The sequence below is a fragment of the Thalassotalea euphylliae genome, from assembly GCF_003390335.1.
Lineage (GTDB): Bacteria > Pseudomonadota > Gammaproteobacteria > Enterobacterales > Alteromonadaceae > Thalassotalea_F > Thalassotalea_F euphylliae_B.
Window position 1 is genome coordinate 843640 of the sequence record NZ_QUOU01000001.1, and the last position, 21629, is coordinate 865268.

The 21629-nt window shown below is 45.5% G+C and carries 21 protein-coding genes; 17 read left to right on the top strand and 4 right to left on the bottom strand.

Annotation, left to right across the window (positions count from 1 at the left end; genetic code table 11):
- The first annotated feature begins 105 nt into the window (after positions 1-105).
- Complete coding sequence (locus tag DXX93_RS03715; protein ID WP_116006875.1) at positions 106-654, top strand: YkvA family protein; 549 nt, start codon at positions 106-108, stop codon at positions 652-654.
- 103 nt (positions 655-757) lie between these two features.
- Here the strand turns inward: DXX93_RS03715 and DXX93_RS03720 are convergent, their stop codons facing one another.
- Positions 758-1267: an FKBP-type peptidyl-prolyl cis-trans isomerase gene (locus DXX93_RS03720; protein ID WP_116006876.1), complete on the bottom strand. Its 510-nt coding sequence runs from the start codon at positions 1265-1267 to the stop codon at positions 758-760.
- 64 nt (positions 1268-1331) lie between these two features.
- On the bottom strand, positions 1332-2306 hold the full coding sequence (gene ygfZ / locus DXX93_RS03725; RefSeq protein WP_116006877.1) for a tRNA-modifying protein YgfZ: 975 nt from the start codon (positions 2304-2306) through the stop codon (positions 1332-1334).
- A 128-nt stretch (positions 2307-2434) separates the two neighbouring features.
- Between ygfZ and DXX93_RS03730 the strand changes: the two genes are divergently transcribed.
- Both DXX93_RS03730 and DXX93_RS03735 read left to right on the top strand, forming a co-directional pair.
- A complete protein-coding gene (locus DXX93_RS03730; RefSeq protein WP_116006878.1) occupies positions 2435-2686 on the top strand; it encodes an FAD assembly factor SdhE in 252 nt (83 codons plus the stop codon).
- A 124-nt stretch (positions 2687-2810) separates the two neighbouring features.
- Positions 2811-3161 (top strand): hypothetical protein, encoded by a 351-nt coding sequence (locus tag DXX93_RS03735; protein ID WP_147302637.1) that lies wholly within the window; start codon positions 2811-2813, stop codon positions 3159-3161.
- A gap of 6 nt (positions 3162-3167) precedes the next feature.
- Here the strand turns inward: DXX93_RS03735 and nadB are convergent, their stop codons facing one another.
- Entirely contained in the window at positions 3168-4808 is a 1641-nt protein-coding gene (gene nadB / locus DXX93_RS03740; protein ID WP_116006880.1) for an L-aspartate oxidase, read from the bottom strand.
- Positions 4809-5064: 256 nt separating this feature from the next.
- Here nadB and rpoE point away from each other — a divergent pair, with 256 nt between their 5' ends.
- The 12 genes from rpoE to DXX93_RS03800 all read left to right on the top strand — a co-directional run bounded on the left by rpoE (position 5065) and on the right by DXX93_RS03800 (position 14845).
- Entirely contained in the window at positions 5065-5643 is a 579-nt protein-coding gene (rpoE, locus tag DXX93_RS03745) for an RNA polymerase sigma factor RpoE (protein WP_116006881.1), read from the top strand.
- Positions 5644-5763: 120 nt separating this feature from the next.
- Positions 5764-6384, top strand: coding sequence for a sigma-E factor negative regulatory protein (locus tag DXX93_RS03750; RefSeq protein ID WP_116006882.1), 621 nt, complete (start codon positions 5764-5766; stop codon positions 6382-6384).
- Positions 6381-7355, top strand: a complete 975-nt coding sequence (locus tag DXX93_RS03755; RefSeq protein ID WP_116006883.1) for a MucB/RseB C-terminal domain-containing protein — start codon at positions 6381-6383, stop codon at positions 7353-7355. Before DXX93_RS03750 ends, DXX93_RS03755 begins: the two co-directional genes overlap by 4 nt.
- Before the next feature lie 88 nt (positions 7356-7443).
- On the top strand, positions 7444-7911 hold the full coding sequence (locus DXX93_RS03760; RefSeq protein ID WP_116006884.1) for a SoxR reducing system RseC family protein: 468 nt from the start codon (positions 7444-7446) through the stop codon (positions 7909-7911).
- Between the two features lie 187 nt (positions 7912-8098).
- Positions 8099-9889 (top strand): translation elongation factor 4, encoded by a 1791-nt coding sequence (lepA, locus tag DXX93_RS03765; protein WP_116006885.1) that lies wholly within the window; start codon positions 8099-8101, stop codon positions 9887-9889.
- 103 nt (positions 9890-9992) lie between these two features.
- Entirely contained in the window at positions 9993-10925 is a 933-nt protein-coding gene (gene lepB, locus DXX93_RS03770; RefSeq protein ID WP_116006886.1) for a signal peptidase I, read from the top strand.
- A 2-nt stretch (positions 10926-10927) separates the two neighbouring features.
- Entirely contained in the window at positions 10928-11617 is a 690-nt protein-coding gene (gene rnc / locus DXX93_RS03775; protein WP_116009823.1) for a ribonuclease III, read from the top strand.
- A complete protein-coding gene (era, locus tag DXX93_RS03780) occupies positions 11607-12518 on the top strand; it encodes a GTPase Era (protein ID WP_116006887.1) in 912 nt (303 codons plus the stop codon). Before rnc ends, era begins: the two co-directional genes overlap by 11 nt.
- 78 nt (positions 12519-12596) lie before the next feature.
- The gene (gene recO, locus DXX93_RS03785; protein ID WP_116006888.1) at positions 12597-13277 is read left to right on the top strand and encodes a DNA repair protein RecO; all 681 of its coding nucleotides are present in this window, start codon (positions 12597-12599) and stop codon (positions 13275-13277) included.
- A gap of 66 nt (positions 13278-13343) precedes the next feature.
- Complete coding sequence (gene pdxJ, locus DXX93_RS03790) at positions 13344-14075, top strand: pyridoxine 5'-phosphate synthase (RefSeq protein WP_116006889.1); 732 nt, start codon at positions 13344-13346, stop codon at positions 14073-14075.
- Positions 14075-14461 carry a holo-ACP synthase gene (gene acpS, locus DXX93_RS03795; protein WP_116006890.1) on the top strand — a complete coding sequence of 129 codons (387 nt, stop codon included), beginning with the start codon at positions 14075-14077 and terminating at the stop codon, positions 14459-14461. Before pdxJ ends, acpS begins: the two co-directional genes overlap by 1 nt.
- A gap of 138 nt (positions 14462-14599) precedes the next feature.
- On the top strand, positions 14600-14845 hold the full coding sequence (locus DXX93_RS03800) for a hypothetical protein (protein ID WP_116006891.1): 246 nt from the start codon (positions 14600-14602) through the stop codon (positions 14843-14845).
- Positions 14846-14995: 150 nt separating this feature from the next.
- Here the strand turns inward: DXX93_RS03800 and barA are convergent, their stop codons facing one another.
- Entirely contained in the window at positions 14996-17785 is a 2790-nt protein-coding gene (gene barA / locus DXX93_RS03805; RefSeq protein ID WP_116006892.1) for a two-component sensor histidine kinase BarA, read from the bottom strand.
- Between the two features lie 149 nt (positions 17786-17934).
- Here barA and rlmD point away from each other — a divergent pair, with 149 nt between their 5' ends.
- Positions 17935-19314 (top strand): 23S rRNA (uracil(1939)-C(5))-methyltransferase RlmD, encoded by a 1380-nt coding sequence (gene rlmD / locus DXX93_RS03810; RefSeq protein ID WP_116006893.1) that lies wholly within the window; start codon positions 17935-17937, stop codon positions 19312-19314.
- Positions 19315-19418: 104 nt separating this feature from the next.
- Positions 19419-21617: a GTP diphosphokinase gene (gene relA, locus DXX93_RS03815; protein WP_116006894.1), complete on the top strand. Its 2199-nt coding sequence runs from the start codon at positions 19419-19421 to the stop codon at positions 21615-21617.
- Positions 21618-21629: the final 12 nt, after the last annotated feature.

Sequence of the window (21629 nt, forward strand, 5' to 3'; positions counted from 1 at the left end):
TTTTTCAAGCTAGTTGGCGCTTAAATTTTTAACTTACACTACTTTTTAACCAGCTATGCTGTGTTAGAGTATATTGGCTAACCGAAAACAAAAAGGAAAAACGAAATGGCATTTGAGGTAAGGTTTGAATTAAAAGATTCAGATTTAGCGCACTTTCGCGAAGTAATGAAAAAAGCGATCGAAGGTGCATCGCATTTAAGTGAACAAGAGATTCTAGCTAAGGCAAAAGAGTTGAGTGCTACCGTGCAAGCAGATGTGCCAGAGTTCGTCGCCGAGCGTCTGCGTAAGCTCGAAGTGTTAGTGACTATGGTTGAAGATGCACAGTGGAATATTGAAGGGGAAGAGCGGGCAAACGTATTAAGTGCATTAGCCTATTTTAGTGACCCACAAGATTTAGTACCTGATCACATTCCGGCATTAGGCTTTTTAGACGACGCCATTATGATTGAGCTAGTGGTTGAAGATTTACAAGACGATGTTGAAGCATTTGAAGAGTTTTGTGCTTACCGAGAGCGTGAGCAAGGCCGTGCTGGTGACAAAGAAATTACCACGGAAGACTGGTTAGATGCGAAACGCAGAGAGCTGCACAGCCGTATGCGTAATCGCCGCAGTTCACGTCGTGGTGGTCGTTCAGGTTTCCGTTCAATTTTTTAAGCTACTGCTTATTTGAACCAAAGATAAAATAAAAGGCCTCGATTTCATAAGAAATCGAGGCCTTTGTTTTTTGTACTGCCGCTATAGCGCAGCGCTTGGAGCGCTATTCACAGCCGCAGCTATCACCACAGCCGCCTGCTTCGCTGTTTTCGCCATGCACATGGCCGTGCTCAAGCTCTTCGGCAGTGGCTTCACGTACTTCTAGAATTTCTACATCGAAGTGCAGATCAATACCTGCTAGTGGGTGGTTACCATCAACGGTGATCTCTTCGTCAGTCACTTCAACAACAATCACCGTTTGTTCACCTTCGTCAGTGGTCGCGCGCAGCTGCATACCCACTTGTAAATCATCAACACCTTCCATCACGGCTTTTGGCACGGTTTGCACGTATTCATCAAAGCGCTCACCGTAGGCGAGGTCGGCGGCGACATCAACTTCGAACGTATCACCTGCTGCTCGGCCATCCAGTGCTTGCTCAAGACCAGGAATTAAATAGCCCGTACCTTGAATAATATTGAGTGGTTCGTGATCGTAAGAGCTGTCGATCAATGTCCCTTCACTGTCTGATACTGCGTAGTGAAGTTTAACAACTGCATTGTTTGAGATTTTCATAAAATTAAAGCGCTCGTTAAGTAAGTAAATAGTGTGAATAAAACTAAGTGTTTGTCACTGGGTGTTATTCATCTGCATTCTGTGTGTTTTCGTATGGTAGTGCGGTTAAAACAAGTTTAACATCGTCATTATCTTTGACCCTAAGCACGTCGCTGTCAGACAGTTCATTGGCAACCACGGCCTGAATATAAAGTTCACCAGTATCAGCCTGATAGCTAGCAAGTACATCACCACCTGTTCGCCAGTTCTCAGCCATTTGCTTTTCAATGGCTAGCGCTGAGGTGAATTGTGATTGGCTATGACCCGTTAACAATGCCATCATTTTCTTGTTTTTACCTAAGTACTGCATACGGGCGACGGTTTCTTGGCCTAAGTAGCAGCCTTTGGTAAAGCTAATGCCAGCTAGTTTATCGAGGTTCAGCATTTGTGGCACGTATTTGGCGACTGTGGTTTCACTGAGTTGCGGGAAACCTTCGCTAATTTCTAATAATTGCCAAGCTTGGCTGTTAAGCGGCTCGGCATCAATACCGTTTAATAGCTGAGCGGTGTCCTCTGCTGTTGCTACCACTAAATAGCGGGCAATGTTTCCAGCTAAGTAAACGATACTCGTGTGTTGATAGGTAACAACGGGGGTTTGTGCATCGGGTAATTGGCCCACTTGTGCTGCCAGTTGTTGGCTCGTTTGTTCACCAACCAAGCAAGTAAATTTAAGGCTTGTTACCTCGCTAATGTTCACTTTGGCGAAGACACCAAATTTTTGTAATTCTGCCAGCGAACTTTTTATTGAGTTTTCTGGTTGTACCAGTAATAACGCCCCTTGATGCGTTATCAGCCTAAATACTGACAGAACTTTACCTTTGGCATCGCAATGGGCGCCGTGCTGCAAGTGGTGCGCTTGCTGCTCGTTGACATCACAAGTAACTTGCCCTTGTAAGTACTTTTGTTGCTCTTCGCCTTCAAGTTTTATCGCTGAAAGCTGCGGTAGTGGTATAACAAAGTTCTGCGGCAAGTTTGAAAGATTGGGTAATGCTGAGCTCATGTGGTGATTAATGCACAAAATTAGGTTTGAAATACAAGTATAGGCAGATTCAAAAAAAACAAGCGAAAGCCGAGACTTTATTTGTCAAATTGGTAGAATGCAGCTAGTTTGAATGTGAAGGAAAAAAAATGTCGTTAGCTAAAAATAAAGCGCGCCTAAAGTGGGCATGTCGCCGTGGTATGTTGGAACTTGACGTATTGTTTATGCCATTTGTGGAAAACGCTTACGACGACTTAACTGACGAGCACAAGCGCGAATTTGAACGTTTATTAGAATGTGACGACCCGGAGCTTTTTGCTTGGTTTATGGGACACGAGGAATGTGAAGACCCGGCACTCAAGGAAATCGTGCAAATTATTCTTAACCGCATCAAAGTGTGATATTTGCTACACACCAATAAAAGTTAATTGGTTACTCGCTGTTGGCTGTGTGTTGCTGGCAGCTTGCTACCTTATTTTTCGTTATGCGCAAACCGCGCTGTGGCTCTGGCAGGCGCTATTCGTTTTGGCGCTATTAAGTGCCATACTGTTTTATCTTACGCGGCAATGGTTTTACGCATCAGGCGCTGAGCACTTAACCGTGATACTGCCTGATCATGAAATCTGTTGGCGTAATAAAATCTATGTGCTTGATAGTGCAAGCCGGCTGAGCTTCTTGGGCTTCTGGCTAGTCTTAAATGATCAGACAGAGCGAGCGCTTGGTAGCGTGAATAGTGGCGTAAAAATGCCGCTAAGTATCAAGAATTTGCGCAAGCCTAAACGGTATAGCGAATTGTTTATCCAGCGCCGTCAGCTAAATTATCAACAGACATGCTATTTGAGTTATTTAATTAAAGCGGCGCAAAAGCACCGCTAAATAGTCTTACTTTTTATCACTGATATGAGCTTGATCAGACTCATCTGGTGATAATACGGTATTACCTGACGAGGGGGATAACTCAGGGTAGTCTAGTGTGTAATGCAAGCCACGGCTTTCTTTGCGCAGTAGCGCGCTTTTGATAATCAATTCCGCGACTTGCACTAAGTTTCTCAGCTCAAGTAAGTTATTACTGACACGGAAGTTTTGATAATACTCATCAATTTCCCGTTGGAGTAACTCAACGCGATGTAAGGCGCGCTCCAAGCGTTTAGTGGTGCGCACAATACCAACGTAATCCCACATAAATAAGCGCAACTCATGCCAGTTGTGCTGAATCACCACTTCTTCGTCTGAATCCGTTACACGACTTTCATCCCATTTGGGGAGCTTTAAGTATTTCTGCGGTGTTTTTAGGTGGTTAGCGATGTCGCTTGCTGCGGCACGAGCAAAAACTAAACATTCTAATAAAGAGTTACTCGCCATGCGGTTGGCACCGTGTAAGCCAGTGTAAGCCACTTCACCAATAGCGTAGAGGTTATCGACATCAGTGCGCCCATGCTTATCAATCATTACGCCACCACAAGTATAATGCGCGGCAGGAACAACAGGAATAGGTTGCTTGGTCATATCAATGCCCAGCGACATCGTTTTTTGATAAATCGTCGGGAAATGCTGCTTAATAAAGTCCGCTGGCTTGTGGCTAATATCAAGATACATGCAATCGGCACCTAGGCGCTTCATTTCATAATCGATAGCACGCGCGACGATGTCGCGGGGGGCTAATTCAGCACGTTCGTCAAATTCAGGCATAAAGCGACTGCCATTAGGGCGGCGTAAAATAGCGCCTTCGCCACGTAGTGCCTCTGTCAGCAAAAATGTGCCAGCATCAGGGTGGTACAAACAGGTTGGATGGAACTGATTAAACTCCATGTTGGCCACGCGACAGCCCGCCCGCCAAGCCATCGCAACCCCGTCACCACTCGCCACATCAGGGTTTGAGGTATATTGATAAACCTTGCTGGCGCCACCAGTGGCTAATATCGTTTTACGCGCGTGAATCGTTTCTACTTTTTCACTGTTGCGGTTCCAGATATACGCACCGACACAGGCTTTTTCGCCGTTTTGGTCATGGTTAACAGTTTGTTCATGGCTAATTAGGTCAATAGCATTGTAGCGCTCAAACACGCGAATGCGGTTATGTTGTTTGATCCGTGACGATAATGTTTCTTGAACTGCTTGGCCAGTGGCATCGGCTGAATGCAAAATGCGGCGATGACTATGGCCACCTTCGCGCGTTAAGTGATATTTAGCATCACCACTGCTATCTTGTTCTTGGTCAAACTCAACACCTTGCTCAATGAGCCATTCTAAACAAGCCTTGGCGTTTTCTGCGGTAAAGCGCACGACATCTTCTTCACAAATGCCTGCGCCCGCAATTAATGTATCTTGTACATGAGAGTCAATACTGTCGTTTTCATCGAAAACCGCAGCAATACCGCCTTGAGCATAAAACGTTGAGCCTTCGTTAATTGGCCCTTTACTCAACACGATTACATCGGCGTTCTTTGCGAGATGCAGCGCGAGTGTTAACCCTGCCGCACCACTGCCGATAATTAACACGTCACAATTGTGCTGTTTGCTCATAATGCTCTCTATTTAATTGCTTTTTACCGCCCAAACGGGTGGTTGAAGGTGTAAAAATCACAATATTACGTTACTCTAAGTGCAACGGATTTTAGCGTGTAACTGGCTGGTCGAATAGTCAAAGCTGTTGGTTATTCGCTCAATTAACAATTTTTTTCGATTTTTTCGAACTTTATCGCAAGAGTACAGTCATAACAGTTGCGTTTGTCATGAGCCAGATGTTGAGTTAAGTAGTTTTGTAGGAGATATGGCTCATATGAGCGAACAGTTAATCGATCAGGAATTGGTCGAGAGAGTACAACGTGGAGACAAAGGGGCTTTTAATTTACTGGTTACCAAGTATCAATCAAAAGTCGCTAGCTTGGTTGGACGTTATGTCAAAAATCAAGCAGATGTGCCAGATATTGTCCAAGAAGCATTTATCAAAGCGTATCGGGCACTACCTAACTTTCGTGGGGAAAGTGCGTTTTATACCTGGTTATACCGAATCGCCGTGAACTGCTCGAAAAACCATATGGTGGCGGGTAGTCGCAAACCACCTAGCTCTGATGTTGAGGTGGAAGAAGCCGAATTTTACGAAGGCGGCGATGCGCTAAGAGAAAACGCTTCACCAGAGCGCATGTTGTTAACCGATGAAATCAGACGCGTCGTGTTTGAAACCATGGAGCAATTGCCGGAAGACTTGCGCTTAGCCATTAATTTTAGAGAAATTGAAGGGCTGAGCTACGAAGAAATTGCCACCATTATGGAGTGCCCCGTGGGGACGGTAAGGTCGCGCATCTTCCGGGCGCGAGACGCAATAGATAAAAAGATTAGCCCTTTGCTCAAGCGCTAAAATAGGAAAAGTAAAGTTAGCGAGCAGCAAGGTTAGCAAAGACGTTAACCGCTAATCAGTAAAAGATATTCAGCAAGAACCATTCAGCGCGATAAGGTGCGCTAAACAAAAGGTGTTTTTATGAGTGATAATAAGTTTGAAACCGTCTCAGGTATCATTGACAGCTACCAGCAAGACGTTGAAAAACTTGATAGTGTGTTGGCTGATAGTGATGCAGCTGAGCGCTGGCAGAACTATCATCTAATTGGTGATGTGTTAAGAGAAGAAACACCAAAAGCCATGTCGCTTGATTTATCAACACAAATTGCGACAGCCATAGCCGATGAGCCAACTGTATTAGCCCCTAAACGCCGTACTTTCGTTGCTGCTGCCAAAGCCAAAGTAGTACAGTTTGGCAAGCCATTTGGACAAGTCGCCATTGCTGCTTCTGCTGCCGGCTTGATGATCTTAGGTGTGCAACAAACGAATGTGGCTGACAATGAAGTGATCACGCCAGCGCAACAAGTCATTCAAACAACCCCTTTTGCTGGTGTCGCAGATCCGGTGAGCTTAAACTACCAAACCACAGATCGCGCTGCGCAAAAGCAGGCATATTTAGAGCAACAACGTCGCTTTCAAGCATTGCTGACAGATCATCAACAGCAAGTTAAGTTAAGTGCTGTAACGAAAAATGAGCAAAAACAAGACGCTGTGCCAGCGCCAGCATCATCAGAGAACAAGGCTCAAGATACTCCTCAATGAAACTAATCAGTTGTATGTTACTGCTGTTAAGCACAAGCTTTTCAGCGGTGGCAATGGAAAGTGAACAAGCTCAGTCTTGGCTAAAGCGCCTTTCCGATTCACTCAATAACCTCAATTTCACCACTTCTTTTGTTGTTGTTAAAAATAACCAAGCAGAGCCTTATCACTGGTTTCACGGTATTGGTAGCGACAAACAGCAATTAGAAATATTATCCTTACTCAATGGCCCAAGACGAGATGTACTGCGCCGTGGTGAAATTGTTAGCTATATAGAACCAGAATTACCGCCGTATTCGGTGTCAGCGAGCCATATCAGTGGCCCTATTCCTGCGATTTTCAGTCAAGACGTGTCACGCTTGGAAGAAAATTACGAGTTTATTTCGGTGGGACGTAGCCGTGTTTTGGGGAAATCAGCTCAGCTTATTCGCATTGTTGCCCGAGATGGTCACCGATTAGGTCACTGGCTGTGGTTAGACATGGATACTGGCCTGCCGCTGAAAATGGCGTTGATTACCCGTAAAGGCCAATTGTTAGAGCAAATTCAATTTACGCACTTGGAAATTACTGAGCAACCGTCGGAAAGTTTAAAACAGCTAGCCAGTGCTGAGTTGCCACAAGTGCTAGCCTTACCGGATAGCAAGCAACAAACGTTTGCTTGGCAAGTGAACTGGTTACCCGCAGGTTTTGAACGAGTCAGTGCTAATCGCCATCGCATCGCTAACACAAAACAGCCAGTTGAATTTATGCTATTTAATGACGGATTAGTGGATATTTCTGTTTACGTGAACCCAAGTCAGGAAAAGCAACGAGCTGTTGAGTTTGTCATGAACGGTGCAACTGTCATCTTAAACCAGATAACGAATGGTATTGAGGTCAGTGTTGTTGGTAAAATACCATCAGCAACGGCTAAAGCAATTGCAGATTCAGTGGCACTGAATGGCTCAAATCAAACAGATGCAGGTGCTCAGTAGCTAAAAAGTCAGTAAAAAGCTCACCAAACAAGAGCTCCAAAAACGTTCAGTAAAGGGTTAAGAGACAACATAGAGTGGACAACGAATAATGGATGAAAAAGCGACCATTGTTGAAGTTAACAACCACAGTGTGGTGGTTGAAAGCCAAGTTAAGTCCACCTGCAGCCAGTGCCAACAGGTGGACAACTGTGGCAGCGGACTTGTTGCTAAAGCTTTACCACAACAAAAACTGCGCGTGGAAATTGTTACGCAAGAACAGTTCACCGTTGGTGAACAAGTGATTATCAGCATCCCTGAGCAAGCTATGCTAGCGGTTGCTTGGCAGGTTTATTTATCGCCTGTTATCGGTTTAATGCTTGGCGCTGGCCTAGGTCAACTATTGTTACTTAACGGCACAATAAGCCATGAATTGCCAACCATTATGATGGGGTTTGCTGGTGGTTATGCGGGCTTTAAATGGGCAAAAGCAAGATTGGATAACAACCCGAAACAACAAGCGCTAGTGCCAACGATTAAACAACGTTTGATTTCTACTTTAGCGACACCAATTTCATAGTTTGTCCTTGCCTGCTGATGCAAATAAAAAGTGAACTGGCTAGTTTGTCGGTTCACTTGCTACGTTTTTTAACATCTTTTTCAGTGCTATTGGGCAACTATCTCAGCCCAGCTCTAGCCCCAGCGCGGTAAATTAGCTAAAATCTCGCCATTCTAGATTTTGCAGCTTTTTTTATACATTCCAGTTTATGAAACATATCCGAAATTTCTCCATTATTGCCCATATTGATCACGGTAAATCGACCTTATCAGATCGTCTAATTCAACATTGTGGCGGTTTGTCTGATCGTGAAATGGAAGCACAAGTTTTGGATTCAATGGATCTTGAACGCGAGCGCGGTATCACCATCAAAGCACAAAGTGTGACGTTAGACTACAAAGCACGCGACGGTGAAACTTACCAGCTGAACTTTATCGACACGCCAGGCCATGTTGACTTCTCATACGAAGTATCACGCTCGTTAGCGTCATGTGAAGGTGCACTGTTAGTTGTTGACGCCGGCCAAGGTGTTGAAGCACAAACGGTCGCCAACTGTTACACCGCAATTGATTTTGATATGGAAGTACTGCCTATCTTAAACAAAATCGATTTACCACAAGCTGACCCTGAGCGCGTGTGTGAAGAAATTGAAGATATTATCGGTATTGATGCGACAGGCGCAGTCTCTTGTTCGGCAAAAACCGGTATCGGTATTGAAGATGTTTTAGAGTGCATTGTTGAAAATATTCCGGCGCCAGAAGGTAACCCAGACGATAACCTGCAAGCGCTAATCATCGACTCTTGGTTTGATAACTACCAAGGTGTTGTGTCACTTGTCCGTGTGATGAACGGTGAAGTGCGCGCTGGCGACAAGATGGTAGTCATGTCGACGGGGCAAACCCATATTATTGATAAAGTGGGTATTTTTACCCCTAAACAAACAGAAACAGGTGTATTAAAAACCGGTGAAGTAGGCTTTATTATCGCGGGTATTAAAGAAATTCACGGTGCGCCAGTAGGTGACACCATCACCATTGCGAAAAAAGAAGCAGACGCACCGCTGCCGGGCTTTAAAAAAGTACAACCGCAAGTATACGCGGGTATTTTCCCGATCAGCTCTGACGATTATGAAAACTTCCGCGATGCGTTAAACAAGCTGAGCTTGAATGACGCTTCGTTATTCTTCGAGCCAGAGAACTCATCAGCATTGGGCTTCGGCTTCCGCGTTGGTTTCCTCGGCATGTTGCACATGGAAATTATTCAAGAGCGTTTAGCGCGTGAATATGACCTAGATCTGATCACCACGGCACCAACGGTAAACTACGAAGTAGAAACTACCCGTGGTGAAGTGTTGCAAATTGACAATCCAACAGACTTACCGCCAATTAATGAAATTGCCGAGATTCGCGAGCCCATCGTACAAGCCAATATTCTTGTGCCGCAAGAGCACTTGGGTAACGTGATTACCTTGTGTATTGAAAAGCGCGGCGTGCAAAAAGACTTGGTATACCATGGCAATCAAGTGGCGGTAACTTACGAGTTGCCAATGGCCGAAGTGGTGATGGACTTCTTCGATAAATTGAAATCGACCAGTCGTGGTTATGCGTCATTGGATTACCATTTTATTCGCTTCCAACCGGCTGACATGGTGCGTGTAGACGTAATGATCAATGGCGACCGTGTTGACGCGTTGGCAATGATCACCCACCGTTCAAACTCAGTGCCTCGTGGTCGTGACTTGGTGGAAAAATTACGTGAGCTTATTCACCGCCAAATGTTTGATATTGCGATTCAGGCAGCGATTGGTAACAACATTATTGCTCGTAGTACCATCAAACAAATGCGTAAAAACGTGACGGCAAAATGTTACGGTGGTGACGTTAGTCGTAAGAAGAAATTATTGCAGAAGCAAAAGGAAGGTAAAAAGCGCATGAAGCAGTTAGGTAATGTTGAAGTACCTCAAGAAGCGTTTTTAGCCGTATTGAAACTCGATAAGTAATCTCGACTGCCGCTCAGGCTTAGTTTGGTTTAACTATTTATTGACTAAGCCGAAAGCGGGAGCCAAAGAGAATAAATCCCTAAGAGGACAAGATAGGACAATTATGGCCGTATATTTCTCTCTGTTTTTAGTATTGGCAACTGTGGTCACAGGTGTGGTTTGGGTTGCTGATAAATTTTATTTAGCGCCACAGCGACGTTTAAAGCTGGCAGATGCTATTGCTGAGCGCGGTGAAGCGCTTAGCGAAGAAGCGAAGGCAAAAATCAGCGAGCCTAATGCGCTGACCGATACCGCAGTACAGGTTTTCCCTGTTATTGCTTTTGTCTTAATTTTACGTTCGTTTTTATATGAGCCGTTTCAAATTCCATCTGGCTCTATGATGCCAACCTTGCTTGATGGCGACTTTATTTTAGTCAACAAGTTTAACTATGGTTTAAAAGACCCGGTTGCTCGCAATAAGTTTTGGGAAAATGGTTTACCTGAGCGCGGCGATATCGTTGTTTTTAAGTATCCAATTGATCCGCGCATCGATTACATTAAACGAGTCATTGGCTTGCCAGGTGATCGTGTGATTTATCGCAACAAATCGCTGTATATCAAGCCCGCTTGTCAGCCAACGGATGATGTTTGCCCTGAGTTTGAACAAGTTGTGCAAGATTTTGAAGCCAAAGGTGAATATATTGATAGCGGCTTTGAGTTAACACGTTATACCTCAAATATGCCAAATAAAACCCATGAGATTTTAGTGAACGACAACACCTTACCGCGAACTGCTCACTACTTTAACCAAGCAGGTACACAACGCGATGAATTCGTTGTGCCAGCTGGCCAATATTTTGTCATGGGCGACAATCGCGATAACAGCTTAGACGGCCGTTTCTGGGGATTTGTGCCGGAAGCTAATATGGTCGGTGAAGCGGTTGCGATTTGGATGAGCTTTGGCTTTGAACGTGGCGAAGACAGCTGGGTGCCTGAGTGGATGCCAAGCTGGTTCCCGTCATCTGTGCGCTTCTCTCGTATAGGTGGTATTGAGTAGTGATCAGGAATACCCCAGAAGCACTAGCCCGATTAAGTAAACGCTTAGGCTATCGCTTCACAGAGCAAAAACTTTTACTACAAGCCTTAACACACCGCAGTGCCAAAGGCTTACACAATGAGCGCTTAGAATTTTTGGGCGACTCTATTCTTGGTTTTATTATTGCTGAGCAGTTGTACCAGCAATTCCCGAAAGAAAGTGAAGGCGAGCTGACTCGCATGCGCTCAAGCTTAGTGCGTGGTGTAACGTTAGCGCAAATGGCGCGAGACTTTAAGTTGGGTGAACACCTAATTTTAGGGCCGGGTGAAAAGAAAAGTGGTGGCCATCGTCGCGACTCGATTTTAGAAGATGCCGTCGAGGCCATTATCGGCGCTATTTACTTAGATGCGGATATTGAAACCTGTAAAGCCTTAGTCTTGAAATGGTTTGCGCCTCGTCTTGGTGAAATTCAACCTGGCATTACCCAGAAAGACCCGAAAACACGCTTACAGGAATACTTGCAGGCGCGCAAAATTGCCTTGCCGCAATACGAAGTGATCGATATCAAAGGGCAATCCCATAACCAAGAATTTACGGTTAAATGCACTACCGATATTAATCAACAGGCGATTATTACCAAAGGCAGCAGCCGCCGTAAGGCAGAGCAAGCTGCCGCTCAGCAAGTGTTGGAGATGATAGAAAATGACAGCTGATACTCAATACTGTGGTTTGGTTGCCATTGTTGGTCGCCCCAATGTCGGTAAATCGACGTTACTCAATGCCTTACTAGGCCAAAAAGTGAGTATTACCTCGCGTAAGCCACAAACCACGCGTCACCGTATTTTAGGTATTTTAACCGAAGAAGATCACCAAGCGGTGCTGGTGGACACCCCAGGTTTGCACTCGGAAGAAAAGCGCGCCATTAACCGCTTAATGAACCGCGCCGCCAGTAGCTCGATTTCAGAAGTTGAACTGATTGTCTTCTTGGTTGAAGGCACCCATTGGACAGGCGACGATGAGCTCGTGCTTAACAAGGTCAAGCAAAGCGGTGTCCCTTGTATTTTGGCGATCAACAAAATTGACAACGTACAAGACAAAGAAGAATTGTTGCCGCATCTCCAGAAATTAGGTGAGATGCATGACTTCAAAGACATTATGCCGATTTCTGCAACCAAAGGGGATAACGTCGAGAAGATCAAACAGCTTTGCTTTGATGCCTTGCCTGAAAGTGGCTTCTGGTTCCCAGAAGATTATATTACCGATCGCTCTAGTCGCTTTATGGCGTCAGAGATTTTACGTGAAAAGTTAATGCGTTTTACCGGTGATGAGCTGCCGTATTCAACGACAGTAGAAATTGAGCAATTTAAGCAAGACGAAAAGGGTATTTTACATATTAATGCCTTAGTGTTAGTCGAGCGTAACAGTCAAAAACGCATGATCATCGGTAATAAAGGTGAAAAGCTGAAAACCATGGGACAAGAAGCACGCCGTGATATGCAGGCGCTATTTGGTCAGCAAGTGTTTTTAGAAACTTGGGTAAAAGTGAAAACCGGCTGGGCGGATGACGAACGAGCCTTGCGTAGTTTAGGCTATGGTGATGATTACTCAGGTTAAGGCGCAAAATAGTGTTAGCTTAATCGTTTTAGCGTTCAGTCAGTGCACAAAATGAATCCCCGCGAGGCGCACTAACCCTTGTTATTACCTCAGCCACAAACGGCCTATATACTGCACAGTCGCCCTTACCAAGAGCATAAGCTCTTGGTAGAGCTGTTAACCGCTGAAGAAGGTAAAGTCGCTGCTGTTGTTTATGCGGGGAAAACAGCCAAGTCAAACAAGAAGGCACTCCTTCAACCTTTTCTTCCCATCACGGTCACGCTAAAAGGCAAAAGCCAACTAAAATCACTGTCAGCTATTGAAGCGAATGGCAAATCTCTACTGCTCAGTGGCGAGCCGCTATATTGCGGCTTTTACGTCAACGAATTATTAGTTCGCTTATTGCCAGAGCTCGTGCCATGCCCTTGGTTGTTTGACTGTTATCAGCAAACGCTAGGTTGTTTAGCCGAGCGTGGTGTTGACCAACAAGCGTTGCGGCAATTCGAATTGACACTACTGGAAGAATTGGGAATAGGGTTAGATTTTTCTGCACTGCAAAACATTCACACTGACAGCGTCAGTTTTAATTTAGAGTCTGGCTTTACTGAGCCACTTTCTGGCTTACCCACGTATTCTAAAACGGCGTTGAGTGGTATGGCGACAGGGCAATTGAGCGACAACGTAAATCTGTATACAGCGAAAAGCCTAATGCGTAATATCATTAATCAATTACTGGGTAATAAACCGCTTAACAGCCGAAGCCTGTTTGATAAGAAATAAATTAAGAAATAAGCAAAAGAGCTTAGAAGTTGTTAAAGACAACTCGTTAAGAAAAGAGACTCATTTATGAAGGACATTTTATTAGGGGTCAATGTTGACCATATCGCCACCTTGCGCCAAGCTCGTGGCACAACCTACCCAGATCCAGTGCACGCCGCTAGCGTAGCCGAGCACGCTGGTGCTGACGGTATAACCATTCACTTACGAGAAGATCGCCGCCATATTCAAGATCGCGATGTGCATGTGATGAAAGAAACCTTGCAAACGCGGATGAACCTGGAAATGGCCGTAACCGAAGAGATGATTGCGATTGCTTGTGAGGTTAAACCAAGCTTCGTTTGTTTAGTGCCGGAAAAGCGTGAAGAACTGACCACTGAGGGCGGCTTAGACGTTGCGGGTCAGTTAGCCAAAGTGACTGACGCCGTTGAGCGCTTAGCTGACGCTGGCATTTTAGTGAGCTTGTTTATTGATGCCGATAGTGCGCAAATTGATGCCGCGAAAGCGACCAAAGCGCCATTTATCGAAATTCACACTGGCCACTACGCAGATGCGACCAATGAAGAGGCGCAGCTTGCTGAGCTAGCAAGACTTCGCCAAGGTATTGAGTACGCTGATAGCATTGGTTTGAAGGTTAATGCTGGTCATGGTCTCAACTATCACAATGTTAAACCTATCGCCGCGATTGAACAGATTATTGAGCTGAATATCGGTCATGCGATTATTGCCAGAGCAGTGATTGACGGTCTAGATAAGGCGACACGTGATATGAAGCGTTTAATGCTTGAGGCACGCCAGTAATGTCTGTGGTTGGTGTCGGCACTGATATTGTCGAAGTAAGCCGTATTGCGCAGATGAAAGACGCGGCTAAACAGCGACTGGCCGAGCGTGTGCTGACCGAAAGCGAACTTGCGATTTATGCAGCACATCACCAGCCACAAGCAGACAGCTTTCTTGCTAAACGTTGGGCGGCTAAAGAAGCGGCGGCAAAATCATTGGGGACAGGGATCGCCGATGGTGTTTCGTTTCAGCACTTTGTGATTGAAAACTTACCCTCAGGCGCGCCAGTATTAACCTTATCTGATCGCGCTCTAGTGCTGGCCACTGAACTTGGTGCTAGTCATTGGCACATTTCTATCTCTGATGAGAAGCATTACGCACTCGCTTTTGTCGTCCTGTCGAGCTAGCAATAACGGGAAATGAAAGTAATTATCTATCTCGGTTACAATTTATTTATCAACAAGCTGTTAATTCTTATAGAAAAGTGCATTTGTTTAGCTATACTCAGAATGGTTAAGCAGTAATAAAGGCCTTTGAAAGTAACCATGCAATCTGAAAAAAAGCCCTTGGTTGAACGCCGTGGTGTCCAGCCCGAACATTCCGTGTGGTGGGAAAAATTAACACTCGCACAGAAGTTCTCTGCCAGTAGCTTGGGGAAGTTCGGCTATGAACTTCAGTTTGTTCGCAAGAGTGAAGGAAAGAGCTTAGCCGTGTTAACCTGTAACAATGGCGTGGCAACCATCAGTGATGATGGTGAAATTGATACCTCGCCAAATATTCAAATCAGATAGCCACCAATACAAAAAGCGCAGATGCCATCGCCGTCAATACAATAGCCGTAAATACATAGGCAAATGTACGAGCGGCAACCCATAACAGCCAAACCTATAACTCCCTGAAAAAGAACCACGTAAGTGTTAATGGATAAACGCGCCAGACAATTAAACTCTAGTGCTTAACTCTGCCACTTCCTCTAGCACGCTCGGGGCTTCGTCAAGCACATTGTCGATGTGCTCAAAGAACTCAAAGAACTCAGGCTCTAGCTGCTCTAGCAGTTGCCCTTGTTTTAATAGGGTTTCAATTTCATGTGTAATTTTACCCAGAGCGGGGACACCTGTGTAGCAACAGGCGCCATTGAGCTTGTGGATTAAAGTGCTAACCTGCTCGATATCTTGGCAAACAATGGCCTCATGAATTAGCGACTTAGTCTCTGGCAAGCTGCTCACTAAACCCGCTAACATATCTTTAGCCAACTCAACTTTATTGCCTGTACGGCTGAGTGCAAGCTGCCAATCAATGGCCTGCGTTTGAATGGACAAGGCCAAATGATTGGCATCAAAAGTTGGCGCTGGCGGTTTTTGTGGGCTTAACAAGGTCAAATCGCAATACTCGTAAATGGTGTGCTTGAGCATGGACTCATCAATTGGCTTGGTCATATAGGAACTGAAGCCCTCAACCATGAGTTTTTCTTTCTCGCCACTGAGGGCATGAGCTGTTACGGCAACGATTGGCGTTTGATCGTTAAAGGTTTGTGATTGAATTGCCTTTAACGCGGTAATGCCATCCATCACTGGCATCTGAATGTCCATAAAGATCAACGCGAACTTTTCTGTTTGGCAAAACGCGACAGCTTCTTGGCCGTTACAGGCAGTATGAACTTCTTGTACTTGCTCTTTTAATAGCGCGTGAATGAGTTTGAGGTTCGCGTCGTTGTCATCAACCGCAAGCACTTTAATTGGCAGCTTTTGCTCGCCTGCCACTGGCAGTTGCGTCGTGCTAGCGTGGTGCTGTGGTAACAGGGATTTAGCCAGCCTTGATGGCGTAATTGGCTTGCTTAAACAGCTTGTTACGCCATTGCCAATAAGTACTTCGTGTAAGCTCGGTGAGTTGCTATTTACAGCCAAGTGAATAGCATGGGTATTCTTTTGCAATAAGGTAATGAGCGCTTTCAATTCTGGCAATGCTGCCGGAGTCACATCATGGCTGATCAACGCGAAATCATAATGCTGGCCTTGTGCTAATTCCGTCGTAAATTCATCTAAGCTGCCAACTGGCATCACTTGCATGTGCCAGCTGCTTAAAATGTCACAGGTGGCAATTCTGCCATGCGTATGCGGCTCAAAGTACAAAATGCTTTTGTTGGCCAAGGCCTCAACAGGCAACGCATGATCGAGAATGACAGGGTTAATTTCACAGCTAAACGTAAACCAGAAGGTTGAACCTCGTCGCTCTTCACTAATAAAGCCAATATCACCCTGCATTTCTTGCGCAAGGCGTTGTGATATGACTAAGCCGAGCCCTGTGCCACCGTACAAGCGGGTAACACTTTTATCTGCTTGCCCAAAGGCTTCGAAAATTGTTTTCTGCTGCTCACTGTTCATCCCGATACCGGTATCGGTCACTGTCACTTTGAACTTAGCTTTATTCTCTTGCTGGTGTTCGATATCAACATCGATACAGACAGCACCTTTGTCGGTGAATTTGATGGCGTTGTTGGCAAGGTTGATCAGAATTTGTTTGATCCGCATCGCATCGCCAATTAGTGAGTCCGGTACTTGTGGGGCAATGCGAAGCGATAGCTCAATATTCTTTTTATGAGCGCTTGGCGCAAGCAAGGTTAGCGATTCTTCGAGCGATTCACGCAGGGCAAAGGGAATGCTTTCAATCACCATTTTACCGGCGTCAAGTTTAGAGAAATCCAAAATATCGTTGATAATCGCCAATAAATTATTCGCTGAGCGCTCAATCGTTTGTAGGTAATCTCGCTGCGTCTCACCCAATGGCGTTTTTAATACTTGTCGGGTAAAGCCAATAACACCGTTAAGCGGGGTTCTAAGTTCGTGACTCATATTAGCAAGGAATTCAGACTTCACCTTGTTGGCGTCTTGCGCCTTACGCTTGGCGATATCTAGCTCTACGTTTTGTATTTCAAACTGCTCTAAGCTTTCCCTAAGATCGACCGTTGCTTGGTCGATACTGCGTTGCATCTCGTCATGATAATCACCAAGGCTCTGCGCCATGGCATTAATGCCGTTTTTGAGAAAGTTAAGTTCACCGACGAGTTGGCCGCTGACGCGGCTTTCTAACTTACCTTCACGGATGCGATCCACCGCTTGCACCATTGAGGTGACCGGTCGGGTTACGTTTTTGATCAAGCGAAATGCAAAAATAGCACTGATCAGTGAGCCAAATACGACAATGCCCAAGGCGATAACGATTTGGCTTTGCTGACGAAACTGTACCTTGTTGCGGTCGATTTGAATGGCAATGTAGCCGAGCGCATTCTCATACACCAAATTCGGCGATTGCTGGCGAATATCGTCGTAAATAGGGGTGCGAAAAATTAAGTAGTTAGGCACCACTTCCACCATGGTTTGCTGGGGGATCAACTGATCTGGCTTTAAGCGCAGTAAGCCAGTATCGCCGTGATAGGCACTCGTGACAAAAATTTGGTTATCAGCGGTGAAAATAGTGATGTTTTTAACAATATCGGAATGGTTTCGATGAGCGATGCCAATCAGGCGGCGCAAGATATCACGGTTTTTTTCGATAATGGGTTCAACGCCGACAATGGCGATAGGCTCGGCGATACTTTTTGCCCGCAGGCTCAGGTATTCGTCCAATTCAACGTAGCGGTTATAAGAGAAATAGCCAGCAATACCAAGGCCAATCAGTGTGGTTGGCACTATGGTGAGTAAAACTACCCAGTCTTTTAGACTTATTTTGTGCATCTTGCGGTGGAAGTTAAGGTAAAATTAGCTATCTGATATCAGTATCATGTCATATCAATAGGTAAATTTGTACCTTAGGTATACAGAAGACTGATTTTACACAAACTATTTTGACACTTAGCATTTAATATTCGGCAAAGTTATTCTCCATGGCAAAGATCTTTCAAGCACCCAAATCTTCAGCACGCAATCAAAAGTTAGCAGGGCAAACGATTAATCTAGTGATTGATCGGTTAGACGTAAACGGCGTTGGCGTTGGCCGCTACCAAAAAAAGCCAGTGTTTATCGCCAATACCCTAGTCGGTGAGCACGTGCAAGCAAAGGTGGTTGAAAGCAGTAGCAAGTTTATCAAGGCGAAAGCGACTAAAATCGCTAAGTTAAACGAGCAACGTGAACAGCCGGTTTGTGAGCATTATTACGTGTGTGGCGGTTGTGATTTACAACACCTTTCTCACCAAGGTCAGGTTGCGTTCAAGCAGCAGAAAGTCACTGAACTTTTTGCGCGCCAAGGGCTGACTGAGTTAGCGTGGCAAAGCGCAATCACTGGGCAAAATTGGCATTATCGGCGAAAGGCGCGTATTGGTGTGCAATACAATAAATTGGGCGAAGCGATACTTGGCTTTCGACAAAAAGAAAGTAATACCTTAGTCGCCATCAAGCATTGTCATGTACTGGCCGCACCGCTTGCCAATATTGTCATAACACTCAGCGATTTGTTGAATGAGCTGGCAGAGCCAAAAAGTATCGGCCATATCGAAGTGATTCAAACCGAGCGCATCACCTTAGTGGTGAGGCAGCTGCGTAAACAAACCGAGCGCGGCCAACAAATTTGGCGTAAGGCTGCTGAACTGCATGGTTGGCAGGTGATTTTCGATAGTGGCGATGAATTGGCGACCTTAGCTGAACAGCCCCAAATGGCTGTGGCGCATAACCCGCTCAGCTATTTTCTGACCACAAACCTTAACCACCAACAAGACACGCTGGAAATTGCGTTTTCTGCCGATGATTTTATTCAAGTTAACGAGGCGGTTAATCAGCGTATGGTGCAACAGGCAATGACATGGCTGGCACTAACCCCTGATGATGTCGTGCTGGACTTATTCTGCGGACTCGGTAACTTTTCCTTGCCGATTGCAAAACACGTTAAACAGGTGGTTGGTGTCGAAGGTGTGCAGGCGATGGTCGACAGCGCCAGTGCTAACGCTGCTCGCAACCAAATCAATAATGCTGCGTTTCATCAGTTAGATCTGAATAGCGATTGGCACAATCAAACATGGCAAAGCACAGGCTTTAATAAAGTACTACTTGATCCGGCAAGGGCGGGGGCATTAGAAGCCTGCCAGCAATTGGCGGCGATGCATGCCGAACTGCTGTTGTACGTGAGTTGCGATCCACAAACCTTGGCGCGTGATGCAAAAGTGATTGTTGAGCACGGTTATCAACTCAAAAAAATTGGTTTAATCGACATGTTCAATCACACAAAGCACGTAGAAACTATGGTATTGTTTGAGCGTATTGCAACAAATTAGAACGCGCTTTATCGGCTTGATGAAATATTCATCTAAACGCAACTGGCGCGGCATTCGTTTTCTGTACAGCTATTCTTTTCTAATTGTTCGCCAAGGGAGTATTTATGGTATCGGTACGCAAGTCTCATCAAATTTCAGCGCTAAGTTTTGAACACTGGCTAGCTGAGCTAGCCCTCACAGCAAGTAAATCACAAGCCATACAGGCTTTGTGGTTACAAGTACAAAGCAAGTTTGCCGATCACGATATTGCCTTGACCAAAGCCAAGGAAATGGTTGAAATTTTAGCTGAGTTAAATCTTGATAAAGACTCGCTTATTGCCGCAATTCTGACGCCGTTAATTGATGAGCACGTTTACACGCTAGAGGATGTCAAAGAGCTTTTTGGTCGCCAAGTTTATCTATTGTGTAAAGGTGTGCAGCAGATGGAGGCGATCAAGACGTTACAGCCAACACAAACCAACAAGGTGGCGGCGAATCAAGTGGATAATATTCGCAAAATGCTGCTCGCGATGGTGGAAGACGTTCGCGCTGTGGTGATCAAGCTTGCCGAGCGACTGTGCTATTTGCGTTTAGTGAAAAACAGCGATGAAGATATTCGCGTGCTGGCGGCCAAAGAAACCTCCAATATTTATGCGCCATTGGCGAATCGCTTGGGTATAGGTCAGCTAAAATGGGAGCTGGAAGATATTGCGTTTCGCTACTTGCACCCGGAAACGTATAAAAAAATTGCCAAATGGCTCGATGAAAAGCGCCTTGCCCGTGAGCAGTACATGGTCGACTTTGTTGATACATTGCAGCAGCAGTTGGAGGCGATGCAAGTCAAAGGACAAGTGTACGGCCGACCTAAACACATCTTTAGTATCTGGAAGAAAATGCAGAATAAATCACTGGATTTTGAACAGTTATTCGATGTGCGGGCGGTGCGCATTATTGCCGAACAACTGCAAGACTGTTACGCGGCCTTGGGGGTAGTACATACCAACTGGAAGCACTTACCCAGCGAGTTTGACGATTATGTCGCGACCCCAAAACCCAATGGCTATCAGTCAATCCATACGGTGGTTTTAGGGCCGGAGGGCAAATCGGTGGAAATTCAAATACGCACCGAGCAAATGCACCAAGACGCAGAACTAGGTGTCGCTGCCCACTGGCGCTACAAAGAAGGCAGTGCCAGCGGCAAAACGTCAGGTTTTGATGAAAAAATTGAATGGCTGCGCAAAATCCTTCAATGGCAAGAAGACGTTTCCGAAAGCGGTGAAATGCTTGATGAGCTACGCAGCCAAGTGTTTGAAGATCGCATCTACGCGTTTACGCCAAATGGCGATGTCATTGACTTGCCCGTTGGTTCAACGCCACTTGATTTCGCCTATTACATTCACTCGAATGTTGGCCACTGTTGTATTGGCGCGAAAGTATTTGGCCGCATCGTACCATTTACGTACCAACTGCAAACCGGTGAGCAGGTAGAAATACTGACCAGCAAGCAGCCAAACCCTAGCCGTGATTGGTTAAATCCCAGTTTAGGTTACATTCATTCGACGCGTGCACGCGCGAAAGTGCAACATTTCTTTAAGCTGCTCGACCGCGACAAGTATATTGAGTTGGGTAAGCAAACGCTGGAAACAGAGTTGGCTAAATCGCAATTGAGTGATGCTGATTTAATGGGGGCTGCCAAGCGCTTTAATGTCGGCACTGTGGAAGATCTTTATGCGGCAATTGGCTCGGGTAATGCCCGTTTGCAGCAGGTTGTGAACTACTTAGTGCAGCAAGCAACGAAAGACTTGCCCGAACCCGAGCTTGACCCACAATCGATCGTCAATCAACAGGCAGCCAATAAAAAGCCCGCCAAAAACGATGGGGTGATCGTCTCCGGTGTAGGCAATTTGATGACGCATATGGCCAAGTGCTGTTTACCTGTTCCAGGGGATGAGATTTTGGGCTTTATTACGCAAGGTCGCGGTATTTCAGTGCACCGCAGTGATTGTGAGCAATTAGCGAATGCTTTAGCGCAACATCCTGAACGCGAAATTGAAGTGCAGTGGGGGCAAGAGCAGCAAAAGAGTTATCAGGCAACCTTACAAGTCACCGCCAGTGATCGCCACGGCTTATTGCGCGATATTTCGACCATTATTGCTAATGAGCGTGTACTTATTACTGGCATGGCAAGCCATTCAGACAAGTTTAAACAAAGCACGCGGATGAGCTTTACGGTAGAAATTGCTAACAGCAGCATGCTTAACCGCATCGTCACTAAGCTTCGTCAGCTTGATGATATTATTGATGTGAAACGCCTTTCGCATTAGACAGTGAACCAA

Coding starts and splice junctions, on each gene's coding strand:
- rpoE (WP_116006881.1), top strand. CDS start 5,065: ATGAGCGAACAGTTAATCGATCAGGAATTGGTCGAGAGAGTACAACGT.
- relA (WP_116006894.1), top strand. CDS start 19,419: ATGGTATCGGTACGCAAGTCTCATCAAATTTCAGCGCTAAGTTTTGAA.
- ygfZ (WP_116006877.1), bottom strand. CDS start 2,306: ATGAGCTCAGCATTACCCAATCTTTCAAACTTGCCGCAGAACTTTGTT.
- DXX93_RS03720 (WP_116006876.1), bottom strand. CDS start 1,267: ATGAAAATCTCAAACAATGCAGTTGTTAAACTTCACTACGCAGTATCA.
- lepA (WP_116006885.1), top strand. CDS start 8,099: ATGAAACATATCCGAAATTTCTCCATTATTGCCCATATTGATCACGGT.
- DXX93_RS03750 (WP_116006882.1), top strand. CDS start 5,764: ATGAGTGATAATAAGTTTGAAACCGTCTCAGGTATCATTGACAGCTAC.
- DXX93_RS03800 (WP_116006891.1), top strand. CDS start 14,600: ATGCAATCTGAAAAAAAGCCCTTGGTTGAACGCCGTGGTGTCCAGCCC.
- barA (WP_116006892.1), bottom strand. CDS start 17,785: ATGCACAAAATAAGTCTAAAAGACTGGGTAGTTTTACTCACCATAGTG.
- pdxJ (WP_116006889.1), top strand. CDS start 13,344: ATGAAGGACATTTTATTAGGGGTCAATGTTGACCATATCGCCACCTTG.
- era (WP_116006887.1), top strand. CDS start 11,607: ATGACAGCTGATACTCAATACTGTGGTTTGGTTGCCATTGTTGGTCGC.
- nadB (WP_116006880.1), bottom strand. CDS start 4,808: ATGAGCAAACAGCACAATTGTGACGTGTTAATTATCGGCAGTGGTGCG.
- DXX93_RS03715 (WP_116006875.1), top strand. CDS start 106: ATGGCATTTGAGGTAAGGTTTGAATTAAAAGATTCAGATTTAGCGCAC.
- rlmD (WP_116006893.1), top strand. CDS start 17,935: ATGGCAAAGATCTTTCAAGCACCCAAATCTTCAGCACGCAATCAAAAG.
- DXX93_RS03730 (WP_116006878.1), top strand. CDS start 2,435: ATGTCGTTAGCTAAAAATAAAGCGCGCCTAAAGTGGGCATGTCGCCGT.
- DXX93_RS03760 (WP_116006884.1), top strand. CDS start 7,444: ATGGATGAAAAAGCGACCATTGTTGAAGTTAACAACCACAGTGTGGTG.
- lepB (WP_116006886.1), top strand. CDS start 9,993: ATGGCCGTATATTTCTCTCTGTTTTTAGTATTGGCAACTGTGGTCACA.
- acpS (WP_116006890.1), top strand. CDS start 14,075: ATGTCTGTGGTTGGTGTCGGCACTGATATTGTCGAAGTAAGCCGTATT.
- DXX93_RS03755 (WP_116006883.1), top strand. CDS start 6,381: ATGAAACTAATCAGTTGTATGTTACTGCTGTTAAGCACAAGCTTTTCA.